At 73.5% G+C, this 22,796-nt stretch carries 18 protein-coding genes, 1 tRNA gene and 1 pseudogene; 11 read left to right on the top strand and 9 right to left on the bottom strand.

The window, feature by feature from the left end; genetic code table 11:
* Positions 1-204 precede the first annotated feature (204 nt).
* Positions 205-3,444, top strand: coding sequence for a S41 family peptidase (locus ACIPYS_RS32695; RefSeq protein WP_400753029.1), 3,240 nt, complete (start codon positions 205-207; stop codon positions 3,442-3,444).
* Between the two features lie 24 nt (positions 3,445-3,468).
* Here ACIPYS_RS32695 and ACIPYS_RS32690 read toward each other — a convergent pair whose 3' ends face one another.
* Entirely contained in the window at positions 3,469-3,735 is a 267-nt protein-coding gene (locus ACIPYS_RS32690; RefSeq protein WP_093862004.1) for a hypothetical protein, read from the bottom strand.
* Between the two features lie 180 nt (positions 3,736-3,915).
* On the opposite strand from ACIPYS_RS32690, the gene ACIPYS_RS32685 reads away from it, so the two are divergent.
* Positions 3,916-4,713, top strand: a complete 798-nt coding sequence (locus tag ACIPYS_RS32685) for a phosphoribosyl-dephospho-CoA transferase MdcG domain-containing protein (protein ID WP_400753025.1) — start codon at positions 3,916-3,918, stop codon at positions 4,711-4,713.
* Between the two features lie 189 nt (positions 4,714-4,902).
* On the opposite strand, the gene ACIPYS_RS32680 is transcribed toward ACIPYS_RS32685, so the two are convergent.
* The gene (locus ACIPYS_RS32680; protein WP_400753022.1) at positions 4,903-5,082 is read right to left on the bottom strand and encodes a hypothetical protein; all 180 of its coding nucleotides are present in this window, start codon (positions 5,080-5,082) and stop codon (positions 4,903-4,905) included.
* Positions 5,079-5,339: a hypothetical protein gene (locus ACIPYS_RS32675; RefSeq protein WP_400753019.1), complete on the bottom strand. Its 261-nt coding sequence runs from the start codon at positions 5,337-5,339 to the stop codon at positions 5,079-5,081. Before ACIPYS_RS32675 ends, ACIPYS_RS32680 begins: the two co-directional genes overlap by 4 nt.
* Positions 5,340-5,448: 109 nt before the next feature.
* On the opposite strand from ACIPYS_RS32675, the gene ACIPYS_RS32670 reads away from it, so the two are divergent.
* Positions 5,449-6,282 carry a Scr1 family TA system antitoxin-like transcriptional regulator gene (locus ACIPYS_RS32670; protein ID WP_400753016.1) on the top strand — a complete coding sequence of 278 codons (834 nt, stop codon included), beginning with the start codon at positions 5,449-5,451 and terminating at the stop codon, positions 6,280-6,282.
* Positions 6,275-6,478 (top strand): DUF397 domain-containing protein, encoded by a 204-nt coding sequence (locus ACIPYS_RS32665; RefSeq protein ID WP_400753013.1) that lies wholly within the window; start codon positions 6,275-6,277, stop codon positions 6,476-6,478. The genes ACIPYS_RS32670 and ACIPYS_RS32665 overlap by 8 nt, the downstream gene beginning before the upstream one ends.
* A 50-nt stretch (positions 6,479-6,528) precedes the next feature.
* Here ACIPYS_RS32665 and ACIPYS_RS32660 read toward each other — a convergent pair whose 3' ends face one another.
* Complete coding sequence (locus tag ACIPYS_RS32660) at positions 6,529-8,628, bottom strand: phosphocholine-specific phospholipase C (RefSeq protein WP_400753010.1); 2,100 nt, start codon at positions 8,626-8,628, stop codon at positions 6,529-6,531.
* 249 nt (positions 8,629-8,877) lie between these two features.
* Between ACIPYS_RS32660 and ACIPYS_RS32655 the strand changes: the two genes are divergently transcribed.
* A complete protein-coding gene (locus ACIPYS_RS32655; RefSeq protein ID WP_400753007.1) occupies positions 8,878-9,645 on the top strand; it encodes a hypothetical protein in 768 nt (255 codons plus the stop codon).
* Between the two features lie 30 nt (positions 9,646-9,675).
* Here the strand turns inward: ACIPYS_RS32655 and ACIPYS_RS32650 are convergent, their stop codons facing one another.
* The 3 genes from ACIPYS_RS32650 to snpA (ACIPYS_RS32640) all read right to left on the bottom strand — a co-directional run bounded on the left by ACIPYS_RS32650 (position 9,676) and on the right by snpA (ACIPYS_RS32640) (position 12,145).
* A complete protein-coding gene (locus ACIPYS_RS32650; protein WP_400753004.1) occupies positions 9,676-10,347 on the bottom strand; it encodes a pentapeptide repeat-containing protein in 672 nt (223 codons plus the stop codon).
* Between the two features lie 244 nt (positions 10,348-10,591).
* Positions 10,592-11,224, bottom strand: coding sequence for a snapalysin (gene snpA / locus ACIPYS_RS32645; RefSeq protein WP_093861998.1), 633 nt, complete (start codon positions 11,222-11,224; stop codon positions 10,592-10,594).
* Between the two features lie 273 nt (positions 11,225-11,497).
* Positions 11,498-12,145 (bottom strand): snapalysin, encoded by a 648-nt coding sequence (snpA, locus tag ACIPYS_RS32640; RefSeq protein ID WP_093861997.1) that lies wholly within the window; start codon positions 12,143-12,145, stop codon positions 11,498-11,500.
* Positions 12,146-12,498: 353 nt separating this feature from the next.
* Between snpA (ACIPYS_RS32640) and ACIPYS_RS32635 the strand changes: the two are divergent.
* Positions 12,499-13,437 (top strand): annotated as a pseudogene (locus ACIPYS_RS32635) (LysR family transcriptional regulator); the annotation flags it as partial.
* A 233-nt stretch (positions 13,438-13,670) separates the two neighbouring features.
* Here ACIPYS_RS32635 and ACIPYS_RS32630 read toward each other — a convergent pair.
* Entirely contained in the window at positions 13,671-14,879 is a 1,209-nt protein-coding gene (locus ACIPYS_RS32630; protein WP_400752999.1) for a low temperature requirement protein A, read from the bottom strand.
* Between the two features lie 494 nt (positions 14,880-15,373).
* Complete coding sequence (locus tag ACIPYS_RS32625) at positions 15,374-17,065, bottom strand: ABC transporter family substrate-binding protein (RefSeq protein WP_231977772.1); 1,692 nt, start codon at positions 17,063-17,065, stop codon at positions 15,374-15,376.
* 405 nt (positions 17,066-17,470) lie between these two features.
* Between ACIPYS_RS32625 and ACIPYS_RS32620 the strand changes: the two genes are divergently transcribed.
* From ACIPYS_RS32620 to ACIPYS_RS32600, 5 genes are all read left to right on the top strand, one after another.
* Positions 17,471-18,454, top strand: a complete 984-nt coding sequence (locus ACIPYS_RS32620; RefSeq protein ID WP_093861994.1) for an ABC transporter permease — start codon at positions 17,471-17,473, stop codon at positions 18,452-18,454.
* Between the two features lie 16 nt (positions 18,455-18,470).
* Positions 18,471-19,469 (top strand): ABC transporter permease, encoded by a 999-nt coding sequence (locus ACIPYS_RS32615; RefSeq protein WP_400752994.1) that lies wholly within the window; start codon positions 18,471-18,473, stop codon positions 19,467-19,469.
* Positions 19,466-21,631 carry a dipeptide ABC transporter ATP-binding protein gene (locus ACIPYS_RS32610; RefSeq protein WP_400752991.1) on the top strand — a complete coding sequence of 722 codons (2,166 nt, stop codon included), beginning with the start codon at positions 19,466-19,468 and terminating at the stop codon, positions 21,629-21,631. Before ACIPYS_RS32615 ends, ACIPYS_RS32610 begins: the two co-directional genes overlap by 4 nt.
* A 225-nt stretch (positions 21,632-21,856) precedes the next feature.
* Positions 21,857-21,930: transfer RNA gene (locus ACIPYS_RS32605), tRNA-Lys, on the top strand.
* Positions 21,931-22,085: 155 nt separating this feature from the next.
* Positions 22,086-22,778 (top strand): GPP34 family phosphoprotein, encoded by a 693-nt coding sequence (locus ACIPYS_RS32600; protein WP_400752988.1) that lies wholly within the window; start codon positions 22,086-22,088, stop codon positions 22,776-22,778.
* The last annotated feature ends 18 nt before the right edge of the window (positions 22,779-22,796 follow it).

Here is a 22,796-nt window from a genome sequence, read left to right as displayed (position 1 = left end):
CCGTACGGTGTCAATGGTCCAGACCGGTTCGGACCCCGGGAGCGGCAGGTCGGGGGCGGTCCCGGGGACGGTCCCGAGGTCGGCCCCCGGGGGCGGTCCCGGGGGCGGTCCCGGGGCGGGGAGCGGCAGGCCGGGAAGGGTTTCGAAAATCCGGAATACCTTGCTCCGGTTGCCGGGCGTGATCTCCGGCCGAAGCATGGAAGGGTGACGTCGCCCGGCTACCTCCGCCACCCCCACCTGCGCGGGGGCCTGCTGGCGTTCACCGCCGAGGACGACGTCTGGATCGCCCCGCTCGACCCCGGCGCCGACGGCACCGTCACCGGCACCGGCCGGGCCTGGCGGATCAGCTGCGACCGCACCCGGGTCAGCCACCCCAGGCTCTCCCCCGACGGCCGCACCCTCGCCTGGACCGGCTGGCTGAGCCTCGCCCCCGAGGTGTGGACCGCCCCCGTCGACGGCGGCGAGGCCCGCCGGCTCAGCCACTGGGGCAGCCAGGACACCCGGCTGCGCGGCTGGCTGCCCGACGGCGAACTGCTCGCCGTCACCTCCTACCACGAGCCCTTCGGCCACTACACCTGGGCGCACGCCCTTCCCCCCGACGGCGGCCCCGCCCGGCGGATGCCCTGGGGACCGGTCGGCGACGCCCAGGTCGGCCCCGCCCACACCGTCCTGCTCACCGGCGCCGCCCCGCACGAACCCGCCGCCTGGAAGCGCTACCGGGGCGGCGCCACCGGCCGGCTCTGGGTCGACGGCGAGCGGATCCTCGCCGACCTCCCCGGCCACCTCGCCTGCCCGATGCCGGTCACCGCCGCCGACGGCGACCGGATCGCCTTCCTCTCCGACCACGAGGGCATCGGCAACCTCTACTCCTGCCGCCCCGACGGCAGCGGACTGCGCCGGCACACCGACCACGCCTCCTACTACGCCCGCGAGGCCGCCACCGACGGCACCCGGATCGTCTACCAGCACGCCGGCGACCTCTGGCTGCTGGACGGCCTCGACGCTCCCGCCCCGCGCCGGCTGCGGATCCCGCTCGGCGGCGCCCGGGCCGGTCGCCGCCCCTACCGGGTCACCGCCGCCTCCCACGTCAAGGACCTCGCCTGCGACCGCACCGGCCGGGCCGGCGTGATCACCGTCCGCGGCAGCCAGTACTGGCTCACCCACCGTGAGGGACCGGCCCGGGCGCTCGCCGACACCCCCGGCGTCCGCACCCGGCTGCCGGTCGTGCTCGCCGGCACCGGCGAGGCCGCCTGGATCACCGACGCCGAGGGCGAGGACGCCGTCGAGATCGTGCCGCTGCCCGGCCACGAACAGGCGCCCTCCCAGCACGGCCACCGGGTGCTCGCCGCCGGGCGGCTCGGCCGCGTCCTGGAACTCACCGCCGCCCCCGACGGCGCCCTGCTCGCCGCCACCTCCTCCGACGGGCGGCTGCTGCTGGTCACCGCCCTGGACGGCACCGTCCGGGAACTCGCCGCCTCCGGCCACGGCCCGGTCACCAGCGCCCGCTTCTCCCCCGACTCGCGGTGGATCGCCTGGTCCCAGCCGGCCGCCGGCCGCTCACTGCGCCGGATCCGGCTCACCCGCACCGACACCCCGGCGCCGGTCGTCGACGTCACCGACGGCCGGTTCGAGGACGAGCAGCCGGCCTTCACCCGCGACGGCCGCTACCTGGCCTTCCTCTCCTGGCGCGGCTTCGACCCCGTGCACGACGTGCACACCGGCGACCTCTCCTTCCCGCTCGGCTGCCGCCCCTACCTCGTCCCGCTCGCCGCCGGCACCCCGTCCCCGTTCGCCGCGCCCGACGAGGACCCCGCCCCGCACGGCGACGGCGGGGGCGACGGCACCGTGCACGTCGACCCCGAGGGCATCGGCGGACGGCTGATCCAGTTCCCCGTCCTGGCCGGCAAGTACTCCGCCACCGACTCCGTCCGGGGCGGCCTGGTCTGGCTGCGCTGGCCGATCTCCGGCACCCTCGGCCAGACCTTCACCAACCCCGACGACACCTCCGGCCGCCCCTCCCTCGAGTACTACGACCTGGCCCGCGGCAGCCGCTCCACCCTCGCCGACCGGCTCGACGGCTTCGCCGTCTCCGGCGACGGCGGCTCGGTCGCCGTCTACTCGGCCGGAACCCTGCGGATCGTCCCGGTCGCCGCGCCCTCCGGAGCCACCACCGTCGACCTGCGGCGGATCACCCACACCGTGCACCCGGCCGAGGAGTGGCGGCAGTCCTACGCCGAGGCCGCGCGGATCGTCCGGGACCAATTCTGGGACGAGGGGATGTGCGGACTGGACTGGCCCGCCCTGGTCGCCCAGTACGAACCGCTGCTGGAACGGATCGCCGGCCCGGACGACTTCGCCGACCTGCTGCGCGAACTCCTCGGCGAGCTCGGCACCTCGCACGCCTACGTCACCCCGTCCCGGCGCGGCGAGGGCCCCTCCCTCGCCCAGCAGCCGGTGGGCCTGCTCGGCGCCAACGCCCGCCGCTCCCCCGACGGGCACTGGCTGGTCGACCGGATCCTGCCCGGCGAGTCCTCCGACCCCCGCGCCCGCGCCCCGCTCGCCACCCACGGGGTGCACGACGGCGACGAACTGCTCGCCGTCGCCGGGCGGCCCGTCGACCCGGTGCGCGGACCGCTGCCGCTGCTCGCCGGCACCGGCGGGACCAGCGTCGAACTCACCCTGCGCCGGGGCGGCCCCAACGGCACCCGGCGCCGGATCACCGTCACCCCGCTCACCGACGAACGGCCGATCCGCTACCAGGACTGGGTGGTCAAACGGCGCGCCCTGGTACGGGAGTTCAGCGACGGCCGGTGCGGCTACCTGCACATCCCGGACCTCGGCGGCTCCGGCTGGGCCCAGTTCAACCGGGACGTGCGGCGGGAGATGGACAAGCCCGCGCTCGTCCTGGACGTGCGCGGCAACGCCGGCGGCAACGTCTCCGAACTCGTCCTGGAGAAACTCACCCGCCGTGTGCTGGCCTGGGACTTCAGCCGCGGCCGGGAACCCGTCCGGTGGCCGCGCGACGCGCCGCGCGGGCCGGTGGTGGCACTCGCCGACGAGGCCACCAGCTCGGACGGGGACGTCGTCATCGCCGCGATCCGGCTGCTCGGACTCGGACCGGTGGTCGGCAACCGCACCTGGGGCGGCGTGGTCGGCATGACCGGACGCCACCTGCTCGGCGACGGGACGCAGATCTCGGTGCCGAAGAACGCCTCGTGGTTCACCGGCGGGCTCGGCTGGTCGATCGAGAACCGGGGCGTCGAACCGGACGTGCACGTGATCCGCGCGCCCAGGGACTGGGCCGCCGGGCGGTACCCGGAGCTCGTCACGGCGGTGCGGCTGGCACTGGAACTGCTGGAGGACGCCCCGGCCGCGGTGCCGCCGCCGGGAGACACACCGCGGCCGGACCTGCGGCGGCCGCCGCTGCCGCCCCGGGAGCGGTGAGCGGCGGCCGGGCGAACCCGAGTGTCAGCCCCAGGGGTCGCCCTCGGCGGTCATGTCCTGGCGGGCCCGCTCCTCCGCCTCCCGCTCGCCGATCGCGGCCGACTCCCGGGCCTCGCGCGCCTTCTCCGTCTCGGAGCCGAACGCGTCGGCCGCCTCGTCGTGCGCGAGCGCGGCCCGCTGGGCGGCGTCGTTCATCGCGGTGCCGTCCTGCTCGGCGCCCCCGCCGAGCGAGGACCTGGCCTCCTCGGCGGAGTGCTGCGCCTTGTGGCGGAACCTGTCGAAGATGCCCATGACTCCTCCTCCGGGCGAATTCCGGTTTGCCCCCACTCTCACACCGCAGTGCCGGGCCCGCACCCGCTGGCATTGAGCCCTTGGTCCCTGGTGGTGGGCGCCGAAAGGCCGTGGCCGGGGAGGCGCGGCGAGCGCAGGGTGGGAGGCGTCAGCCGGTCCCGCCCACCCCAGGAGCCCGCCGTGACCGTCGCCGCTCACCCCCGTGTCCCCCGTCCGAGTGAGGACCCGCACGGCGGGCCGCGCCGGCTGGTCGGTTCCCTGGCCGCGCTCGGCGGGCGGCATCCCGGCGCCCACGACCTGCTGCTGATGCAGTGCACCGGCTCGCTGCGGCCCATCGGCGGCGGCGAACTCCCCGCCTGGGCCCGCTGGGTCCTGCGCGCGCACCCCTGGGTGACGGTCGCCCGGGCCCCCTCCGCGGCGGGATCGCCCGCGGACACGCCTTATCCCGTGCGCTGCACCCGGGACGCCTCGGCCGGCGCCGAGACCTGGATCCCGGTCACGGTGCGCGGCCCGGACCGCGGGCAGCGGCTGGACGCCCTGGCCCCCTGGGCGGCGGTCGCCCGCACCCTGCGCCCGGAGCAGCTGCCGGAGCGGCTCGGTCTGCTGCCCCCGGAGCGGGTCCGCGCGATCCCGGCGCTGGCCGTACTGCCCGCCGCCGGCAAGCTGGTCGCGGACCACCGGCTGGTCTGGGGCCCGATCGGTGCGATCGGCTACGAGCTGGCCACCGGCGAACCGGTCGCCGGGCCGCTCAGCCCGCTGCGGCTGGTGCTGCGCGCCCCGCAGCCGGTCAGCCGCCGCGACGCCCTGCAGTTGCGCAGGGCGCTGAGCCGCCTGCGGGTCCCGCTCCAGGCCGAACTGGAGACCCGCCACGGCGCGGTGCAGCTGGCCGAGTACGCGGCCTCGCCGCTCACGGTGACCCTGCTCACCCCGCACGGCCCCCGGGAGGTCCACGACCCTTGGTTTCCCCGGGAGTTGTAGGACCCGGGCCCGGTCGCCGGACCCGGCGGCCGAGAACGACCAGCGGCTCCTCGAACGGCTGGTCGGCCAGATAGGCCTCCGACCAGGCGACACCCCACCGCGCGCACGCGGGGCAGTTCCACGTCCGCCCCGAGGCGTTGGCGTCGTCCAGCAGATCGACCGCGGTGCGGCAGTCCGGCGCTGGGCAGGTCACCGCGAGCCGACACGGCGCAGGAGGACGAAGGCGAGCGGCGCCAGGAACACCACGAGGGCGGCGAACCTGAACGGGTCGGGCAGAGGCCGCGTGACGGCGGCGACCAGCCAGCCGCCCAACAGCCCGACGGCTCCGGCCGGGGCGAGCGCCCGGACTCTCAAGGGTTCACGGTTCATGCGGCGCCCTCCCCGGCCCCGAGGCGGCCACGGGGCACGCCGGGAACGATGCGGACGGCGATGGTGGGTCCACCCGGGAGCGGTCCGATCGCGGCGGGGTCGAGCGCCCGCTCGACCCCGCCGCCCACCGGTCTGACATAGGCGAGTCCGCCCTGCCAGTCCATGAAGACGACGTCGTGGCCGGTGGTGAGGTCCTTCACCAGCTCGCCGACCCGGGGGCGACAGGGGGGATCGGTGGGGTTCTTCTTGCGCGTCACAGCAGCAACTCCACTCCGTAGCACGATGACTACCCAGGGCTGCCTACTGTGGTTTAAGGTCGGCAATGTCTTCAACCTTTCACGACGGAAGGAATAGGCACCAAGGACCATGAACCGCAAGGAGCTTGACCCCGGATCCTCGCCAGCCGCCAGATTCGGCGCACAGATTCGCGAGCTGAGGGAGCGGCGAGGCTGGACACAGGACCACCTGGCGACGCTCACCGGCTACTCGGCCGTCCATGTGTCTGCCGTCGAAACTGGCCGGAAACCTCCAACCGAGCGATTCGCAAGAAGACTTGATCTTGCATTCGAGACACCGGAACGCTTCGAACGGGAATGGCGCAGCGCGGGTCGACGGGTGTTGTTCGAAGGATTCGGCGACTACCTGCGCAGTGAAGCCGATGCAGTGGCGCTGCGGCTGTTCGAGATCAACATCGTTCCCAGCCTGCTCCAGACTCCGGCCTACGCAAGGGCCTACCAGGAAGCGCGAGTCCGCCGGGGCCGAGCGACCCAGCAGCAGGCCGAGGAGCGGCTGACGATGCTGTTCCATCGCCAGCAACGGATCCACCAGCACCCGGCACCCAGGGTCCACGCGGTCATAGACGAAGGCTGTCTGCATCGGACGATCGGGGGCCGCGATGTCCTGGTGGAGCAGCTCCTGCACCTGGAGGAACTGACCGTCCATCCGCAATTCGTCATCCAGGTCAGCCCGTTCTCCCTGGGCGAGGACCGGCCGTTCGCGCATCCCATCACCTTGCTGACCATGCCCAACCGCGCTCACTTGGGATATGGCGAGATTCAAGGACGGGGCTTTCTCCAGCGCGACCCGGAGCCCCTGTCCGAGTGGGCCGGCGAGTACGATCAACTACAGGTCGAGGCGCTGTCCCGGGCCGCGAGTCGAGAGTTCATCCGGCGAGTGCGGAGGAGTTTTGAGCATGATTGACCTGGCGCACGTCACGTGGCGCAAGAGCAGCTACAGCGCACAGGAGGGGCAGTGCCTGGAGGTGGCGGACGGGATCCCCGACCTGGTCCCGGTGCGTGACAGCAAGGACATCGAGGGGCCCGCATTGGAATTCCCGGCCGAGGCCTGGCAGTGCTTCGTCTCCGCCGTCCGGGCCGGGGAGTTCGGGACGGGCTGACGTTGGGGCCCGCCACCCGAAGCGTCGGGTGGCGGGCCTCCGTTCGCGCCTCAGCCGCTGACGCTGTTGGCGCCGGTCTCCAGGTGGCCGGTGAAGCGCTGGGACCAGGTGGAGTCCACGTTCACGGTCACGGTGAAGTCGTACCAGCCGTTCGTGTAGGCGACGGTGTTGAAGAAGTCCGTCACGCTGCCACCGGCCGGGACCTGGTACGTCCAGGGGCCGTCGGTGCGGTAGTTGGTCGAGGTGATGGTGAAGGTCATCGCCGTCGTACCCGTGTTGGCGAGCTTGAAGTACACCGCGGGCTTCCCCGTCCCCGGCTCGACCGCGTACGAGCACGTCACGGCAGCGTTCTTGCCCGCCTTGTTGGCATCGCCCTTGAAGCGGCGCAGGAAGCGGTTGGGGCCGACCACGCTCAGGTCGTAGGGGCCGCCGCCGAAGCCGGTGCCGCAGTTGAAGAAGTCGCTCTGGTTGCCGCCGGGGTCGACGGTGTACTGCCAGGGGCCGCCGCTGCGGTAGGCGTTGGCGTACGCGGAGAAGTGGGCGGACTTCGTCGCCACCGCGCCCTCGTTGACCATCTTCAGCCAGACCTTGATCGCACCCGCCGAGCCGTACTCCAGGCGGTCCAGGTTGGCGTTCGGCTGGACCGGCACCGCACGGGCCTGCCGGGTGCCGGACTCCTGGGTGGGGAGCTTGTTGTCGATCGGGGCCGGGTTGGGCAGCGGGCCGCAGCTGGACATGCCGACCACGGCGCCGGCCGTGTCGGGCAGCCCGGGCAGCCCGTAGACCGGGTTGGCGAAGTCGAACAGGCCGGTCAGGTCGCCGCAGACCCGGCGGCGCCAGTCGCTGATGTTGACGCAGTTGGCGGGCTTGCCGATGGCGGCGGTCCACTTCTCCAGGAAGCGCAGCACCGAGGTGTGGTCGAACACCTCGGAGGAGACCCAGCCGCCGCGGGTCCACGGGGAGATCGCGATCATCGGGACCCGGAAACCGAGGCCGATGTTGGTGCCGCCGTAGAACTCGCCCGGGGTGCCGGCCGGGGCGGCGGGCGGCGGGACGTGGTCGAAGAACCCGTCGTTCTCGTCGTAGTTGAGGAAGAGAACGCTGGAGTTGAAGACGTCCGCGTTGGCGTTGAGCGCGTCGATCACCCGGTGGACGAAGTGCGCGCCGTCGGCCGGGGTGGCGTAGGGGTGCTCGGAGACCTCCTGGTTGGGGACGATCCAGGAGACCTGCGGGAGGGTGCCGGCCTGCACGTCGGCCTTGATCGCGGCGACGATGTCGTCCGGGGTCTTCCCGGTGACCTTGGGGACGGAGCCCATGCCCTTGACGGCGAGCGGGCTGCCGGCCGGCGCGTTGGCGAACTGGGTGAAGTAGGCGAGGGCGTTGTCGCCGTAGTTGTCGGCGGCGTTCTGGTAGACCTTCCAGCTGACGCCGGCGTTCTCCAGCGCCTCGGCGTAGGTCTGCCAGCGCAGCCCCTTCTCGTCGCCGCCGTCGTAGGCCGGGCCGCCCGCCGCGCCGGTCGGGTCGATCTGGCCGGACCAGTGGTAGGTGCGGTTGGGGCCGGTGGCGCTCAGCGTCGAGCAGAAGTAGGCGTCGCAGACGGTCCAGTTCTCGGCGAGCGCGTAGTGGAACGGGATGTCCTGGCGGGTGAGGAAGCCGAGCGGGCGGTTGTTGCCCTTGGCCGCCACCCAGGAGTCCATCTTGCCGCCGTTCCAGGCCCGGTGCTGGTCGCCCCAGCCGTGGGCGAGGTCGCCGTTGCACTGGGCGAGGCGCTCCGGGTCGGCGCCGCCGGCCGGCTTGGTGAGGCTGAACTGCCACGGGTACTGGCGGCCCAGGCCGTTGGGCTGGTTGAAGACGGAGTAGCCGCCGGCGATCTGGATGGCGGAGCGGTCGGCGAAGCCGCGGACGCCGCGCAGCATGCCGAAGTAGTGGTCGAAGCTGCGGTTCTCCTGCATCAGGATCACGATGTGCTTCGCGTCGGCGAGGGTGCCGGTCTGCGACAGCGCGGCCGACGGGGCAGCGGCGGGCACCTCCCCCGGCGTCCCGGCGGCGGGGGCGGCCCCGGCGCCGGTAGTGCCGGCACCGGCCGCGGCGAGGCCCGCGGCGGCGGCACCGGACAGGGTTACGAACTTCCTACGACTCAACTCGGACATCAGTCCGGCCCGTCCCTTCACTGGCGAGGTTGTGCACACAACTCGGGCCCACTCGATCGCGCAGCATCTTCCACCCGCCCGGAACGGCCCGGCCAGAGGTCGGAAGCAGGTTTGTCGGACTGTTCCCCCGGCCGTCACCGAACGACCGGGAGCTGAACGCCGATGCGGACCCACCCACACCCCATCATCATTTGAACATGTTCAAATGGCGTGCCACACTGGCCCGACCATCAACCGTGGGGGGATTCCATGCAGATGACACGCCTGGCGGCCGGGGCCGCGTCCCTCGTGCTGGCCGTCGCCGCGCTGACCGCCTGCGCCGCCCGGCCCGGCGACGGCGCGGACCCGGCCGCCGCGCCGGAACCCGCCGCCACCGGCGCGGCCGGAGAACTCGCGGCAACGGCCGAGGTGATGGGCAGGGCCGGCAACAGCCGGATCCGGTTCCACGTGGCGGCCGAGGGCCTGTCGACCACCGGGACCGGGTACGCGCAGTGGAACGGGCGCCCCGCCCTCCAGTACTTCGACGGCAAGCAGGGAACCACCCGCATCGTCGGCGGCGACCTCTACTACTCGTTCACGGCCGACGCGGCCGGGCAGTGGAGCGTCCTGCCCCGGGAGGAGGGGAGCCCGCCCCCGATGCACCTCTCCACCCTCGCGATGGAGCACGTCGCCGATCCGGTGGCGGAGCTGCGTCGCGCCGCCCGCCGGGCAGACGTCACCGACCGCGGCACCGAGAGCGTGGCCGGCGCCCCCGCACAGCACTTCCGCAGTTCCTCGCCGCTCCTCCCCCGGAGCGGCGGGGCCGGACACGGCCTCTTCGACGGGTTCGCCGACTACCGGCCGCCGCTCGGCGCGACCTGCACGGCGGACTTCTGGATCAACGAGCGGCACGAACTCGTCCGGCTCACCCTCACCCTCTCCGCCGACGCGAAGAGGCAGGAGATCGAGGCCGACTACAGCGAGCCGGGCAGCGCCCCGGAGATCGCCGCGCCGGCCTCTGCCACCCCGATGCTCTGAGCGGCCGACCGGTCCGGCTCTGCCTGCGGCTCAGTCGTCCTTGACCGTGATGCCCAGGGCCTGGGCGAACTGCGGTGCCAGTTCGAGGAGCTGGGTGGAGCCGATCAGAGCGCCGCGCAGCCCCAGATGGCCGTCGGGGAGGTCGAGCGAGACCGCCCCGCGCAGGTCGACGCCGCTCAGGGTGGCGCCGCGCAGCCGGACCTCCTCCAGGGTGGAGCCGGGGAAGGACACCCCGGTGAGCTTGGCGTCGCCGAAGTCGACGTCGCGCAGCAGGCAGTCCTCGAACACGACGTCGCGCAGGACGGCGGCACGCAGGTTGACCGCCTCCAGCTTGCAGCCGCGCAGCACCACCCGGCGCAGCGCGGCCCCGTGGGCGGCGATGCCGGCCAGGACACCGCCGGTGACGGCGCTGTCCTGCCACTCGCTGTCGACGAGGTCGCACGCCACCCAGCGGCCGGCCTGCGACCAGACCTCGTTGAACCGGGCCTGGCGAAGCTTGACGCCGCTGAGCGCGACGCCGGTCAGGGCGCACTCCAGGAAGGTCGCGCCGGCGGCCGACTGGTCGGTGTACTCGCCGCCGTCGAAGTGGACGGTGTCGTAGCGGTCGTCGCCGCGCAGCGGCCCGCGGTGCGGGACCAGGTGGTCCGCGTACGGCAGGTCCTCCAGGCGGTCGGGGACGTGCTGGGGCTTGGACGGCGGCATGGCGGCGGCACCTCGTGGTCGGCGGCGGACTGGTCCTCGTCCGCATGCTCGCACGGGGCACCGACAGTGCCGGGGTGCACGGCCGTCCCGGGAGCGGGCGGCGCGAGCGGGCACGGCGGTGGCACGGTGGGGCGCCCACCGCCGGCCCTGCTCAGGTGCGCCTCGAGGGGCGGGAACGCACGTGGGGCGGCCCGGTCGCCGGGGTTCCGGCGACCGGGCCGTCCACTGCCGTGCGGGAGGAGGATCAGCCGGCCAGGCCGTTCCGCCACAGGGTGTTGACCCGGCTGCGCTCGGCGCTGTTCGGGTTCGGGTTGGTGCAGGAGGTGCCGGGGCCGCCACCGGACATCAGCTCGCTGCACGGGCCCGAGTAGTGGTCCGGCAGGCCGAGCACGTGGCCGGTCTCGTGCGCGACGACGCGCAGCGAGCTGTACTGGCGGTTCTGCGCGTAGTCGAGGAAGACGTAGCCGCGGCCGTGGCCGTCGGTGCTCGCGTAGGAGCCCCGCGAGTCGTTGCCCTCGTAGTAGCGGAAGTCGGCGGCCGAGCCGGAACGCAGCTGGACGTTGGTGACCGAGCTGTTCCAGATCTGCGCGCTCTGGGCTATCTGGTTGCGGAAGGTGGGCGCGCTGCTGGCGTCGTAGGTCACGGTGACGGCGAGCAGGAACGGGTTGGCGGCCTGCTTGGCCCGGGCGGACGCCATGACGGCCTCGAAGAACGCCTTGTTGTTGGCGTCCTCGGTGGGCGAGCCGGCGTAGGCGGAGCCGGAGGCGGTGTAGCCCTGGGTCGGCGCGGCGGCGGCGGTGGTGGTCGGCAGGACGGCCAGACCGGCGGCGAGCGCCAGTCCGACGGCGGCGGAAAACGTGCGCGTGACACGGTTCATGTGGGGGCTCCCGTTCAAGGACCGAGGGATTTGGGGGTACTGCGGGGTACTGCTGGTTACTTCGGGTGGGGGTACCGCGGTGGTGCGGGCGCGCCGGACCGGCCGGAGGGGCGGCCGGGCGGCGTGCGTCGGGGGGCCGCCCGCCGGACGGGCGGGCCGCGAGTGGTCGACCGGCGGGCCCGCGGCCGGCGGGCACCGGCAGGTCAGCGGGTCGGCAGGTCAGCAGGTCAGCAGGTCAGCGGGTCAGGAAGCCAGCGGGTCAGCAGACCGGCGTCAGCCCGCCAGGCCGTTGCGCCAGAGGGAGTTGACCCGGCTGCGCTCGGCGCTGTTCGGGTACGCGTTGGTGCAGGACGGGCCGGGGCCGCCGCCGGACATCAGCTCGCTGCACGGGCCCGAGTAGTGGTCCGGCAGGCCCAGCACGTGGCCGGTCTCGTGCGCGACCACCCGCACCGAGGAGTACTCCTCGTTCTGGGCGTAGTCGAGGAAGATGTAGCCCCGGCCGTGGCCGTCGGTGCTCGCGTACGAGCCGTTGTCCGGGTCGTCGCCCTCGTAGTAGGCGAAGTCGGCGCCGGAGCCCTGCTGGAGCCGGACGTTGGTGACCGAGCCGTTCCAGATCTGCGCGCTGCGGGCTATCTCCGACGCGAAGGAGGGCGCGCTGCTCGCGTCGTACGTCACCGTGACGGTCCGCAGGTACGGGGTGGCGGCCTGCTTGGCCCGCGCGGACTTCATGACGGCCTCGTAGAACGCCCGGTCGTCCGCCTTGCCGCTGCTCTTCGCGGCGGCGCCCGGGGTGTACCCGTGGGCGGCGGCCGGACCGGGAGCGGTCACCGGGGCGGCGGTGGCGGCGGCGGGCAGGGCGGCCGTTCCGAGGGCGAGGGCGATTCCGAGCGCGAGGGAGAGCGTTCGCGGCACGCGGTTCATGTGGGGGCTCCGATTCGCGAGTGCGCCGCGGACGGTGGGGGCCGGACCGCGGGCATCGGATGAATGCTTGCTGCCCACAGAGCTTCGGCCAGGCCGGCGGCCCGGCGGATGATGTCAACCGGCGATAGCCCGAACCAATCACCCGCGCCCGCCGGGCACCGCTTCGGGAGATCGCCGGAAGATCGCCCGGGAGATCGCCCGGGAGTCGGCCGGGTGTCGCCCGGGGGTCGTCCAGGAGTCGTCCGGGAACCGCCCGCGCGGTCCGGCGCCCGCGCCCCTGCCGACCCGACAGCCTGTCATGTCCCTGGCGTCATCCCGTTTTGGCCGTTACGCTCCCCTGTGTGGAGCTCGACGTGAGACATCTACGGGTGCTGTGCGCGATCGCCGACACCGGAAGCCTCCGCAAGGCCGCGCTGCAGCTCGGGATGACCCAGCCGTCGCTCACCACCCAGCTGCACCGCATCGAACGGGCTGTCGGCGGAACGCTGTTCACCCGGGAGCAGACCGGCAGCCGGCCGACCGCGCTCGGCCACTCCGTGCTGTCCAGAGCCAGACCGGTGATCGCCGAGATGGCCGCGCTGGTCGCCGCCGCACGCCAGGAGGCCAGGGAGGCCGCCGGCGGCGAGCGGGCCCGCCGGCTGCGCATCGGCAGCGTCGGCAGCCGGGCCGTGGCCGCGTGGCTGCGCCGGGTGCACGAGCGGCTGCCGGAGACCGACACCACGATCCAGATCGACATCTCCGCCAACGCCCTGCTCCGGATGATCGCCGCCGACCAGCTGGACGTGGCCTTCGTGCACGAGAGCGAGGGCTTCCCGGTGCGGCTGCCGCCGGACGCCGAGCACCGGGTGCTGCTCGCCCGCGAGCCGCAGTTCGTCGCGCTCACCTCCGGGCACCCGGCGGCCGCGCGGCAGGTGGTCCGGCTGGCCGAACTCGCCGATGACACCTGGATGGTGGACCCGACCGCCGACCACGAGTACGCCGCCATGCGCCGGGTCTTCCGCGCCGCCGGGCTCAATCCGCGCGTGGTCCAGGTCCGGGACAACGCCACCGCCGCCGAGCTGGTCGCCTCCGGCGAGGCGGTCCGCCCCTGCCAGCCGACCTCACTGCCCGGACCGGGCACCGTCGTCCGGCGGCTGCACGGCGACCCGCTGACCGTACGGCTGCTGCTGGTCTGGCGGCCGCGCGCGCTCGGCCGGCCGGCCCGCGAGGCGCTCTACGAGGAGTTGCGGGCGGCCTATCTGGACCTCGCCCAGGCCAGCCCCGCCTACCGGGCCTGGCTGTCCGGGCACGGCGAGATCCTGCACGGCCTGCTGGGACCGTCGACGGCCGACCCGCCGCACGCGGACGGCCCGGCCGCGGCGGGCGTCGGCGCCGGATCGGGCACCGCCGCCGGATCCGCCCTCGCCGCCGCGGCGGACGTCGTCACCGGCGCCGTCGTGGCCGGGCGGGGCAACGGGACCAGGCCCACCCCCGCGAACAGGTCGAACGGCGGCGCCACCGTCCCGGCCGGCCCGGCCGCGCTCGCTCAGCGCTCCCTGGCGTGCAGCACCACCCCGGTCGCCACCGTCAACGCCGTCACCAGGCCCGCCGCCAGGACCCCGGAGCCGCCCGCCGCCGTACAGGCGAGCACCGCCACCGAGGCCGCCGGCAGCAGCAACATCTGAGCCGCGCCGGTCTTGCTGTGCCGGGAGTGCAGCGCCCACACGGTGAGGAGGTAGAGCGCGGTCGGCACGGTCACCGTCGCGGTGGCCGCCGTCTCGGACACGTGCGCCTTGTGCACGGCCGATTCGACCGCCACCTCCAGCCCGGAGCCGATCGCCGCCGCCGCCCCGAAGACCAGGTAGTGGCCGTACCCCCACAGGAAGGCCTGCCGGTTGGAGCGGAGGTGGTCGTGGACCGGCCGGGCGAAGTAGATCCACCAGGCCGAGAAGCAGATCAGCAGACCGCCGCCCGCGACCGGCAGCAGTCGCCCCAGCCCCTCGTGCTCGTCCACCGCGGACTGCACCGCCACGGTCGCCGCCGCCACCGTCTCACCGAGCACGATCAGGGTGAACAGGCCGTACCGCTCGGCGATGTGGTGCGGGTGCCAGGTGGTCTGCATCCGCAGCTCGGCGACCACCGGCACGGACAGTTCGGCCAGGATCCCGATCGGGATCACCACCGCCCGGACGTCGTCCGGCAGCACCAGCACCACGGCCCAGCCGATCTGGCAGAGGGTGATCCCGGCGGCGTAGCGCAGCGCCACCCCCCGGGCCGGCCCCTCCTCGGAGGCGGCCGCGCGCAGCCACTGGGTGACCATGGCCAGCCGCATCACCACGTAGCCGACCACGGACAGCACGATGTCCTGGTCCGCGAAGAGCCGCGGCACCCCGGCGGCGAGGATCAGCACGCCGGCGATCTGGACCAGGGTGGTGACCCGGTACGGCACGTCGTCGCAGTCGTAGGCGGAGGCGAACCAGGTGAAGTTCATCCAGGCCCACCAGATGGCGAAGAACGCGAAGAAGTACCCGCTCAGTCCGTCGCCCCAGTGGCCCTCGGCGAGGTCGTGGGCCAGCTCCCGGCCGGCCTGGCCGACGGCGACCACGAAGCAGAGGTCGAAGAAGAGCTCCAGCGGGGTGGCGACCCGGTGCGGCTCGTCCCGGCTGCGCGGGACCATCCGGCGCACCGGGCGCGGGTCGCCGTGGTGCGGGCCGGCGTGGTGCGGTGGGGGGACTGCGGCGGACTCGCTGCTCATCGACGGTTCTCCGGGCTCCGGACGGGCGGGCTGACCCGCCGCATCCTGGCAGCGCGCAGCGTCCCGCGCACGCACCGCCGCCCGCTCCGGCGCGGTCGGCGGAGCACTCCGATTGCCCCGCAACAGCCCGATTTGCCCTGTCGTCAGCGAGAGTTGACGCCTCGGTGCGCGAACCGGGTGACAGCACGGCGGGTTTCCGGGCGCGCCCCGCGCGGTAGGGCGCGAGGGCCGGGACGGCCCCGCTAGATTCGTCCCGGTTCGAAGCGAACGGGGTCCGGGGACGGACCCCACGACACGGGCGGCCTGCGGGCATCGCGGAAGGTCAAGGCGGGTGGCAGGACAGTGGGGGCGGCAGTGCCGGTCCCTCCGTGTCCGTACCACCGGCCTCGTGATCACCGCGCTGCTCGCCAGCGCCTGCCGTGCGCTCGCCGGCCTCCGCCGCGCGCCCGCCCCTGCTGCGGCCGCGCCCCCGACGACCGCCCCGCCCCCGGCGGCTACTTCTCCCAGCCGACCTTGGTGTAGTCCGTGCTCGCCAGACCGAAGGCGCCGTAGTTGGCGAGCCCCTTGCGGGCCGCCACCACGGTCGGCCGCTGGTACAGCTCGAAGGTGTGGCCGAGCTCCCAGATCTTGGCGTCGGCCTGGTTGTAGAGCTTCGCGGCCTCCACCGGGTCGATCGTGCCGGCCGCCTTCTTCAGCAGTCCGTCGATCTCCTCGGTGCCGAGCTTGGAGTAGTTGCCGAACACGTTGTCGCCCTGCGGCAGCCGGAAGTTGGTCAGGCTGCTGGAGAGCGGGAACGAGTCGGTGTTGCGCCAGCTGGCGATGTCCCACTTGCCGGGGTTGACGTACTTGGTGAAGAAGTCGTTGGCCGCGACCTTGTCGACCTCCACCTTGACCCCGGCCTGCAGCCACATCGCCTGGGCGGCGGTGGCGAGGTCGACCTGGGCCTGCGGGGTGGACTCGTTGAGCACCCAGTGCAGGGTCAGCGACTGGCCGTCCTTGGTGCGCGGCTGCCCGCTGCCGGCCTCCTTCCAGCCCGCCTCGTCCAGCAGCTTCTTCGCCGCCGGGACGTCGAACTTCGCCCACTCGCCGGAGTTGTCCTGGTAGCCCGCCTGATTGGGCATGAAGATGTGGTTGCCGAGCGGCTTGAACTCCACCGGCACACCGTTGTTGGCGATCTTGATGAGCGCGTTGCGGTCCAGCGCCTTGCCGAGCGCCTGACGCACCTTCTGATCCGCCAGCGCGCCGCCGCCGCCGAAGGAGATGTGCACCTCGTCCCAGGGGCTGGCCGAGCGGATCACCGCGTCCTTGGCGTCCTTGAGCTGCCCGTACGCGGTGGCGGTGCCGGCCGTGGCGTAGTCGATCTCGTTGTTGAGGAAGGCCTGGGTGGTCGCGGACTGCGACATCACCCGGAAGACGATCCGCTCGGCCTTGGGCTTGGCGCCCCACCAGTTCGGGTCCGGGACGAGGGTGAGGGTCTGCGCGGTCTTGTCGGCCGAGCCGATCTTCAGCGCGCCGGCGGTGATCGGGACCTTCTCCACCCAGCCCTTGTTGAAGTCGTCGGCGGTGGCGATCCCGGCGGCCGGGATCAGCGGGCGGAAGAGGTTCTGCCAGTCCGCGTACGTCTCCGAGAAGGTCACCTTGACCTCGGCCGGGTCGGCGCCCTGCTCGACGCCGGAGATCAGCTCGTAGCCGGCCGAGTCGGCGATGTTGTAGCCGTCCTTCTTGCCGTTGCTGGCCTCCCAGTCGGCCTTGAAGTCGAGGTAGCTCAGCGGCTTGCCGTCCGACCACTTGGCCTTCGGGTTCAGCTTGTAGGTGACCACCTGCGGCGAGGTCGAGGTGACCTTGGCCTCCACCAGGTAGTCGGCGTTCGCCTTGAAGGTGCCGGTCTCGTCGGTGCTGAAGAGGTCCGGCTCGACGGTGCGCATGATCTCGACCGCGTCGCCGTACCGCCCGTCCACCTGGAACGGGTTCCACTGGGTGATCCATTGGTAGAGCGGGAAGCGGACCTCGCCGCCGTCGCGGATCTGGTCCACCGTCTTGGCGTTGATGTCGATGGACCCCTGCCCCGGCGCCGCGCTCTTCACCGCCGTGTCCGCCGAGCCGCCTCCGCCGGAGCTGCACGCGGTGGCCGCGAGGGCGACGGCGAGAGCGAGGACGGCGGCGCGGCCGAGTCGGCGTCCAGGCATGGCGGAAGCGTGCATGAGGGTTCCCCCCGTGAGGTCCGGCGAGCGGTGAGAGATGAGCGTCGCGAGGTGTGGCGAGGCTTGAGCGTGGGCAGCCAAGTCGGTGCCGGGGACCGAACGTAACAGCCGATCAGGACGAGTACCAGGGGGCGTGGTGGACACCTGATCCAAACGAAACGGGGCGCAACACGACCGCAATACCGCGGCCGCGCGCCGGTGCCAGACTCTGACCTGCGAGCTTTCCTGAGCACGGTCAAGAGCCCCGCCCGGGGGGCCCCGCACACCCACCGCCCACCCGCCGAGCGCCCACCACCCCCGGGCACCCCCGCTCCCCCACTCCCGACCCGAAGGCCACCCTCCGATGCCCACCAGACGCGTCGGCCCCGCCCCCACCCCGGGCGGCCGTTGATGCTCCGTTACCTGACCAAGCGGTTCGCCTACTACGCCGTCCTGCTGGTCGCCGCCGTCTTCCTGGCGTACGCGCTGGCCGGCGCCGCGCTGCAGCCGCGCGTCTACTTCGAGGCGAAGGTGCCGCGCCCGGCCGCCGCCTCGGTCGAGCGCCAGCTCACCGACCTCAACCTCAACGACCGCACCCCGGTCGTCGAACGGTTCGGGCACTGGGCGGGCGACCTGCTGCTGCACGGCGACCTCGGCCGCACCATCCACGACACCCCGGTGATGGACGACTTCCGCCGCCGGGTCTGGGTCTCGCTGCGGCTGCTGCTGATCGGCAGCCTGCTCGGCATGGTGCTCGGCGTCGCCGCCGGGGCGTGGAGCGCCGTGCGCCAGTACCGGATCTCCGACCGGCTGCTCACCGTGTTCTCCTTCGTCCTGCTCTCCACCCCGGTGTTCCTGGTCGCCCTCTTCCTCAAGAACGGCGCCATCGCCGCCAAGGACGCCGTCGGCCACGAGGTCGTCCCCTTCACCGGGTACGAGACCCCCGGCCTCGGCGGCGGACTCGGCGCCCACCTCGCCGACTGGGCGCTGCACCTGCTGCTGCCGACCCTCTCGCTGGCGCTCGGCGGCCTCGCCACCTACAGCCGCTACCAGCGCGGCACCATGCTCGACGTGCTCGGCTCCGACTACCTGCGCACGGCCGAGGCCAAGGGCCTCACCCGGGGCCGCGCCCTGATCAAGCACGGACTGCGGACGGCGGTGATCCCGATGTCGACGATGTTCGCGTACAGCTTCCTCGGCATCTTCACCGGCGCGGCGTTCACCGAGACCATCTTCGGCTGGCACGGCATGGGCGAATGGTTCATCCAGTCCGTCAACGAGCAGGACGTCAACGCGGTCGTCGCGGTCAACCTGTTCGCCGCGGTCGTGGTGCTCGCCTCCGGCTTCCTCGCCGACACCCTGCACGCCGCCCTCGACCCGCGCGTGCGGTCCTGAACCGAGGAGAGCCTTCTTGACCGCCGTCATCGCGGAGTCCGCCGGCCCCGCCGAACCCTCCGGACCCGGCTCCCCCGCCGCTCCCCCCGCTCCCGCGCCGACCGGCCGGGGGCGGATCGTGCTCGCCCGGCTGCTCGCCGCCCGCTGGGCGGTGGCCGGTGCGGTCGTCGTCCTGCTGCTCTTCCTGCTCGCCTTCGGCGGCGAGTTGGCCACCCCCTGGGACTACGCCACCCCCGACTACGGCGCACTGCGCCAACCGCCCTCGGGCACCCACTGGTTCGGCACCAACGGGGTCGGCCAGGACGTCTTCGCGCAGACGGTCCGCGGACTGCAGAAGTCGCTGGTCATCGGCCTGCTGGTGGCGCTCTTCTCGACCGTGCTGGCCTCCCTGGTCGGCGCCTGCGCCGGCTACTTCGGCGGCTGGACCGACCGGCTGCTGATGTTCCTGGTCGACCTCATGCTGGTCTTTCCCGCGTTCCTGGTCATCACGATCGTCTCGCCCCGGCTGAAGGGCGCCGGCTGGCTCGCCTTCGTGCTGCTGCTCGCCCTGTTCAACTGGATGATCACCGCCCGGGTGGTCCGCTCGATGACCATCTCGCTGCGGGAGCGGGAGTTCGTGCGCGCCGCGCAGTTCATGGGCGTCCGTCCGCTGCGGATCATCCTCCGGCACATCCTGCCGAACGTCGCCTCCTTCCTCATCATCGATGCCACGATCGCGGTCGGCGGCGCCGTGATGAGCGAGACCGCGCTGTCCTACTTCGGCTTCGGCGTCAAGGCACCGGACGTCTCGCTCGGGACCCTGCTCGCCGCCGGTACCAGCGAGGCCCCGGTCTTCCCCTGGCTGTTCTACTTCGCGGCCGGGCTGCTGGTGCTCTTCGTCCTGGCCGTCAACCTGATCGGCGACGGCCTGCGGGACGCGCTCGACCCCACCTCCGACGCCGCCCGGCGGCCCCGCCGCTCCCGGACCGGCGCCCGTGCCCGCGCCCGCGCCGAGAAGAAGAGGACCAGCGCGTGACCGCCCCCGCCACGACCACCGCCACGACCACCGGGGCCCCGCTGCTGCGCGTCCGCGACCTGCGGGTCGACTTCACCGGCCCGCGCGGCTCCGCCCCCGTCCCCGCCGTGCGCGGTGTAGACCTCACCCTGCACCGGGGCGAGACCCTCGGCATCGTCGGCGAGTCCGGCTCCGGAAAGTCCGTCACCGCGCTGGCCGTACTGGGCCTGCTGCCCGGCACCGCCCGGGTCCGGGGCTCGGTCCGGCTGGACGACCGCGAGCTGATCGGCCTGCCCGGACGCGAACTGGCCGCCGTCCGCGGCCGACGGATCGCCATGGTCTTCCAGGACCCGCTCTCCGCCTTCACCCCCGTCTACCGGATCGGCGACCAGCTCGTCGAGGCACTGCGGATCCACCGGCCCGGCCTCGACCGCTCCGCCGCCCGCAAGCGGGCCGCCGAACTGCTCGACCTGGTCGGCATCCCGGCCCCCGGCCACGCCCTCGACAGCTTCCCGCACGAGTTCTCCGGCGGCATGCGGCAGCGCGCCATGATCGCCATGGCCGTCGCCAACGACCCCGACGTGCTGCTCGCCGACGAACCCACCACCGCCCTGGACGTCACCATCCAGGCGCAGGTGCTCGACGTGCTGCGCACCGCCCGCCGGGAGACCGGCGCCGCGCTCGTCCTGGTCAGCCACGACCTCGGGGTGATCGCCGGGATGGCCGACCGGGTCGCGGTGATGTACGCGGGCCGGGTGGTCGAAACGGCGGGCGTGGACGAGCTGTTCGCCGCGCCGCGCCACCCCTACACGCTGGGCCTGGTCGGGGCCGTGCCCCGGCTGGACGGGAAGCGCGGACCGCTGGTGCCGATACCCGGCACGCCCGCGCCGATGGCCGAACTGCCGCCGGGCTGCCCGTTCGCCGCCCGCTGCCCCCTGGTCGAGGACCGCTGCCGCACGGCCGAACCGCCCCTGACCGGCGACGCGGCGTCAGGCTCGGCCACGGGCACGGGCACGGTCACCGGCAACCCGGCCGGCCACCTGGCGGCCTGCGTCCGGGCCGGTGAGCTGGCCGAACGGCGGCCCTCGCCCACCGAGGTCTACCCCGTGCCCGCGCTCCCCGCCGCGTCGGCCGCCGCACCGGTCCCCCGGGAGCAGCGCCCGCCGGTGCTGGAGGTCGAGGGGCTCACCAAGACCTTCCCGCTGCTCAAGGGCACCGTGTTCAAGCGCCGGATCGGCTCGGTGCACGCGGTGGACGGCGTCGAGCTGTCGATCAGGGAGGGCGAGACCCTCGGCCTGGTCGGCGAGTCCGGTTCCGGCAAGTCCACCACCCTGTTCGAGCTGCTGCGCCTCGCCGCCCCCGAGTCCGGACGGATCGAGCTGCTCGGCCGGGACACCGCCGCGCTCTCCCGCGCCGAGGCCCACCGGATGCGGTCCGATCTGCAGATCGTCTTCCAGGACCCGATGGCCAGCCTGGACCCCCGGATGCCGGTCGGCGACATCGTCGCCGAACCCCTGCGCGCCCAGCGGGCCGCCAAGGACGAGATCACCCGCCGGGTGCCCGAACTGCTCCGTCAGGTCGGCCTCGACCCGGCCCACGCCGTCCGCTACCCGCACCAGTTCTCCGGCGGGCAGCGGCAGCGGATCTCGATCGCCCGCGCGCTGGCCGTCCGCCCCCGGCTGCTGGTCCTGGACGAGCCGGTCTCCGCGCTGGACGTCTCGATCCAGGCCGGGGTGCTCAACCTGCTCCAGTCCCTCAAGGCGGAGCTCGGCCTCTCCTATCTCTTCGTCTCGCACGACCTCTCGGTGATCCGGCACCTCGCCGACCGGGTGAGCGTGATGTACCTGGGGCGGACGGTCGAGCAGGGAGAGGTGTCCGCCGTCTTCGACCGCCCGCTGCACCCCTACACCCGGGCACTGCTCTCGGCCGTCCCGCTGCCGGACCCGGCCGCCGAGCGGACCAGGACCCGGATCCTGCTGGCCGGCGACCCGCCCTCCCCCACCGTCCGGCACACCGGCTGCCCCTTCCGCGCCCGCTGCCCGGTGTACGCGGGACTCGACGCGGGGGCGCGCGGCCGCTGCGAGACCGAGGCGCCACCGCTCACCGGCGCCGGCCCGCTGCCGGGGGCAACGGGCGGACCGGCCCCCGACCACCGGGCCGCCTGCCACTTCCCGGAGCGGTGACAGGGCGTCCGCCGTTCGGAGGCGAACGGCGGACGCCCGCCTCGCGGCCCCCCGGGAGCCGTGCGACAACTGCTGCTATGACCTGGTCCAACCTGACGATCATGTTCGGCACCCTCGCCCGGCTGCCGGCCACCCACTGACGGCGACCGCCGCCACGGTGAGTGACCACCCTGTCGCGATTCGGCGGATCGGCCCGATTGCGTGTAATGTCTTCCAGGTCAGCAGGCGCCGCTAGCTCAGTTGGTTAGAGCAGCTGACTCTTAATCAGCGGGTCCGGGGTTCGAGTCCCTGGCGGCGCACAGACGGCCGAAGGCCCCCTCGCAGCAGCGAGGGGGCCTTCGGCGTTCCCGGCCGCCCCCGGACCGTTCCGCCCCGTTCCCCGGAAGGCCCGGAAACGGCGGTGCGCCGACGGATAGCGTGGGTACCCGTCCTCGCACCGGAGGTGCCGCCCGCCGTGACTCCGCTCGGTCCGCCCGACCCGCCCGCCGCTTCCGGCCGGCGCCCGCTCGTACTCGCGGAGGAACTGGTCCTGCTCTGCACCGACCCGGACAGCGGCACCCTGCGGGTCTCCCGGGCCGGCTTCCAGCGGGCGGTCGCGGCCGCCGTGCTGGCCGAGCTGCTGCTGACCGGCGGCCTCGCGGTCGACGACCGCCGGATCACCGCGTTCCGCCCGGTCGGAGCGGGCGACGAGGTCACCGCCGGGGTGCTCGCCCGGCTGGAGCGGACCGGCAAGGGGCGTCGGCCCGGGCTGGACCGGGCCATCCGCCAGGTGCCCCGGGTGCCCGCGGTGCAGTCCTTCCGGGAGCGGCTGGTCGCGAGCGGGCACCTGACCCTCGAACACCGCCGGATCCTCCTGGTGCTGCCGTACCGCGCCTGGCCGCCGGTGCGCCCCACCGTCGGCGCCGAGATCGCCGAACGGATCACCGCCGCCCTGCGGGCTCCTTCCGGTCCGGGGGCCGGCTCCCCAGGAACCGTGCGGGACCAGCACCTGGCCGGACTGCTCTGGGCCGCGCAGCTGGACCGCCGGCTCTTCCCCGGCCGCGAGCACTCCGAGCTGCGGAAGTCCTTCCGGACGGTCGCCCGGGAGCAGCCGATCGCCCAGGCCCTGCGCCGGGTGGTCGGGTCGGACAACGCCGGCGGCGGCTGAGCGGCGGGAGGCGGACGC

It is taken from the genome of Kitasatospora sp. NPDC089913 (assembly GCF_044748625.1).
GTDB lineage: Bacteria > Actinomycetota > Actinomycetes > Streptomycetales > Streptomycetaceae > Kitasatospora.
The sequence above is the reverse complement of the archived record's forward strand: the minus strand, read 5'-3'. Positions and strand labels throughout refer to the sequence as shown.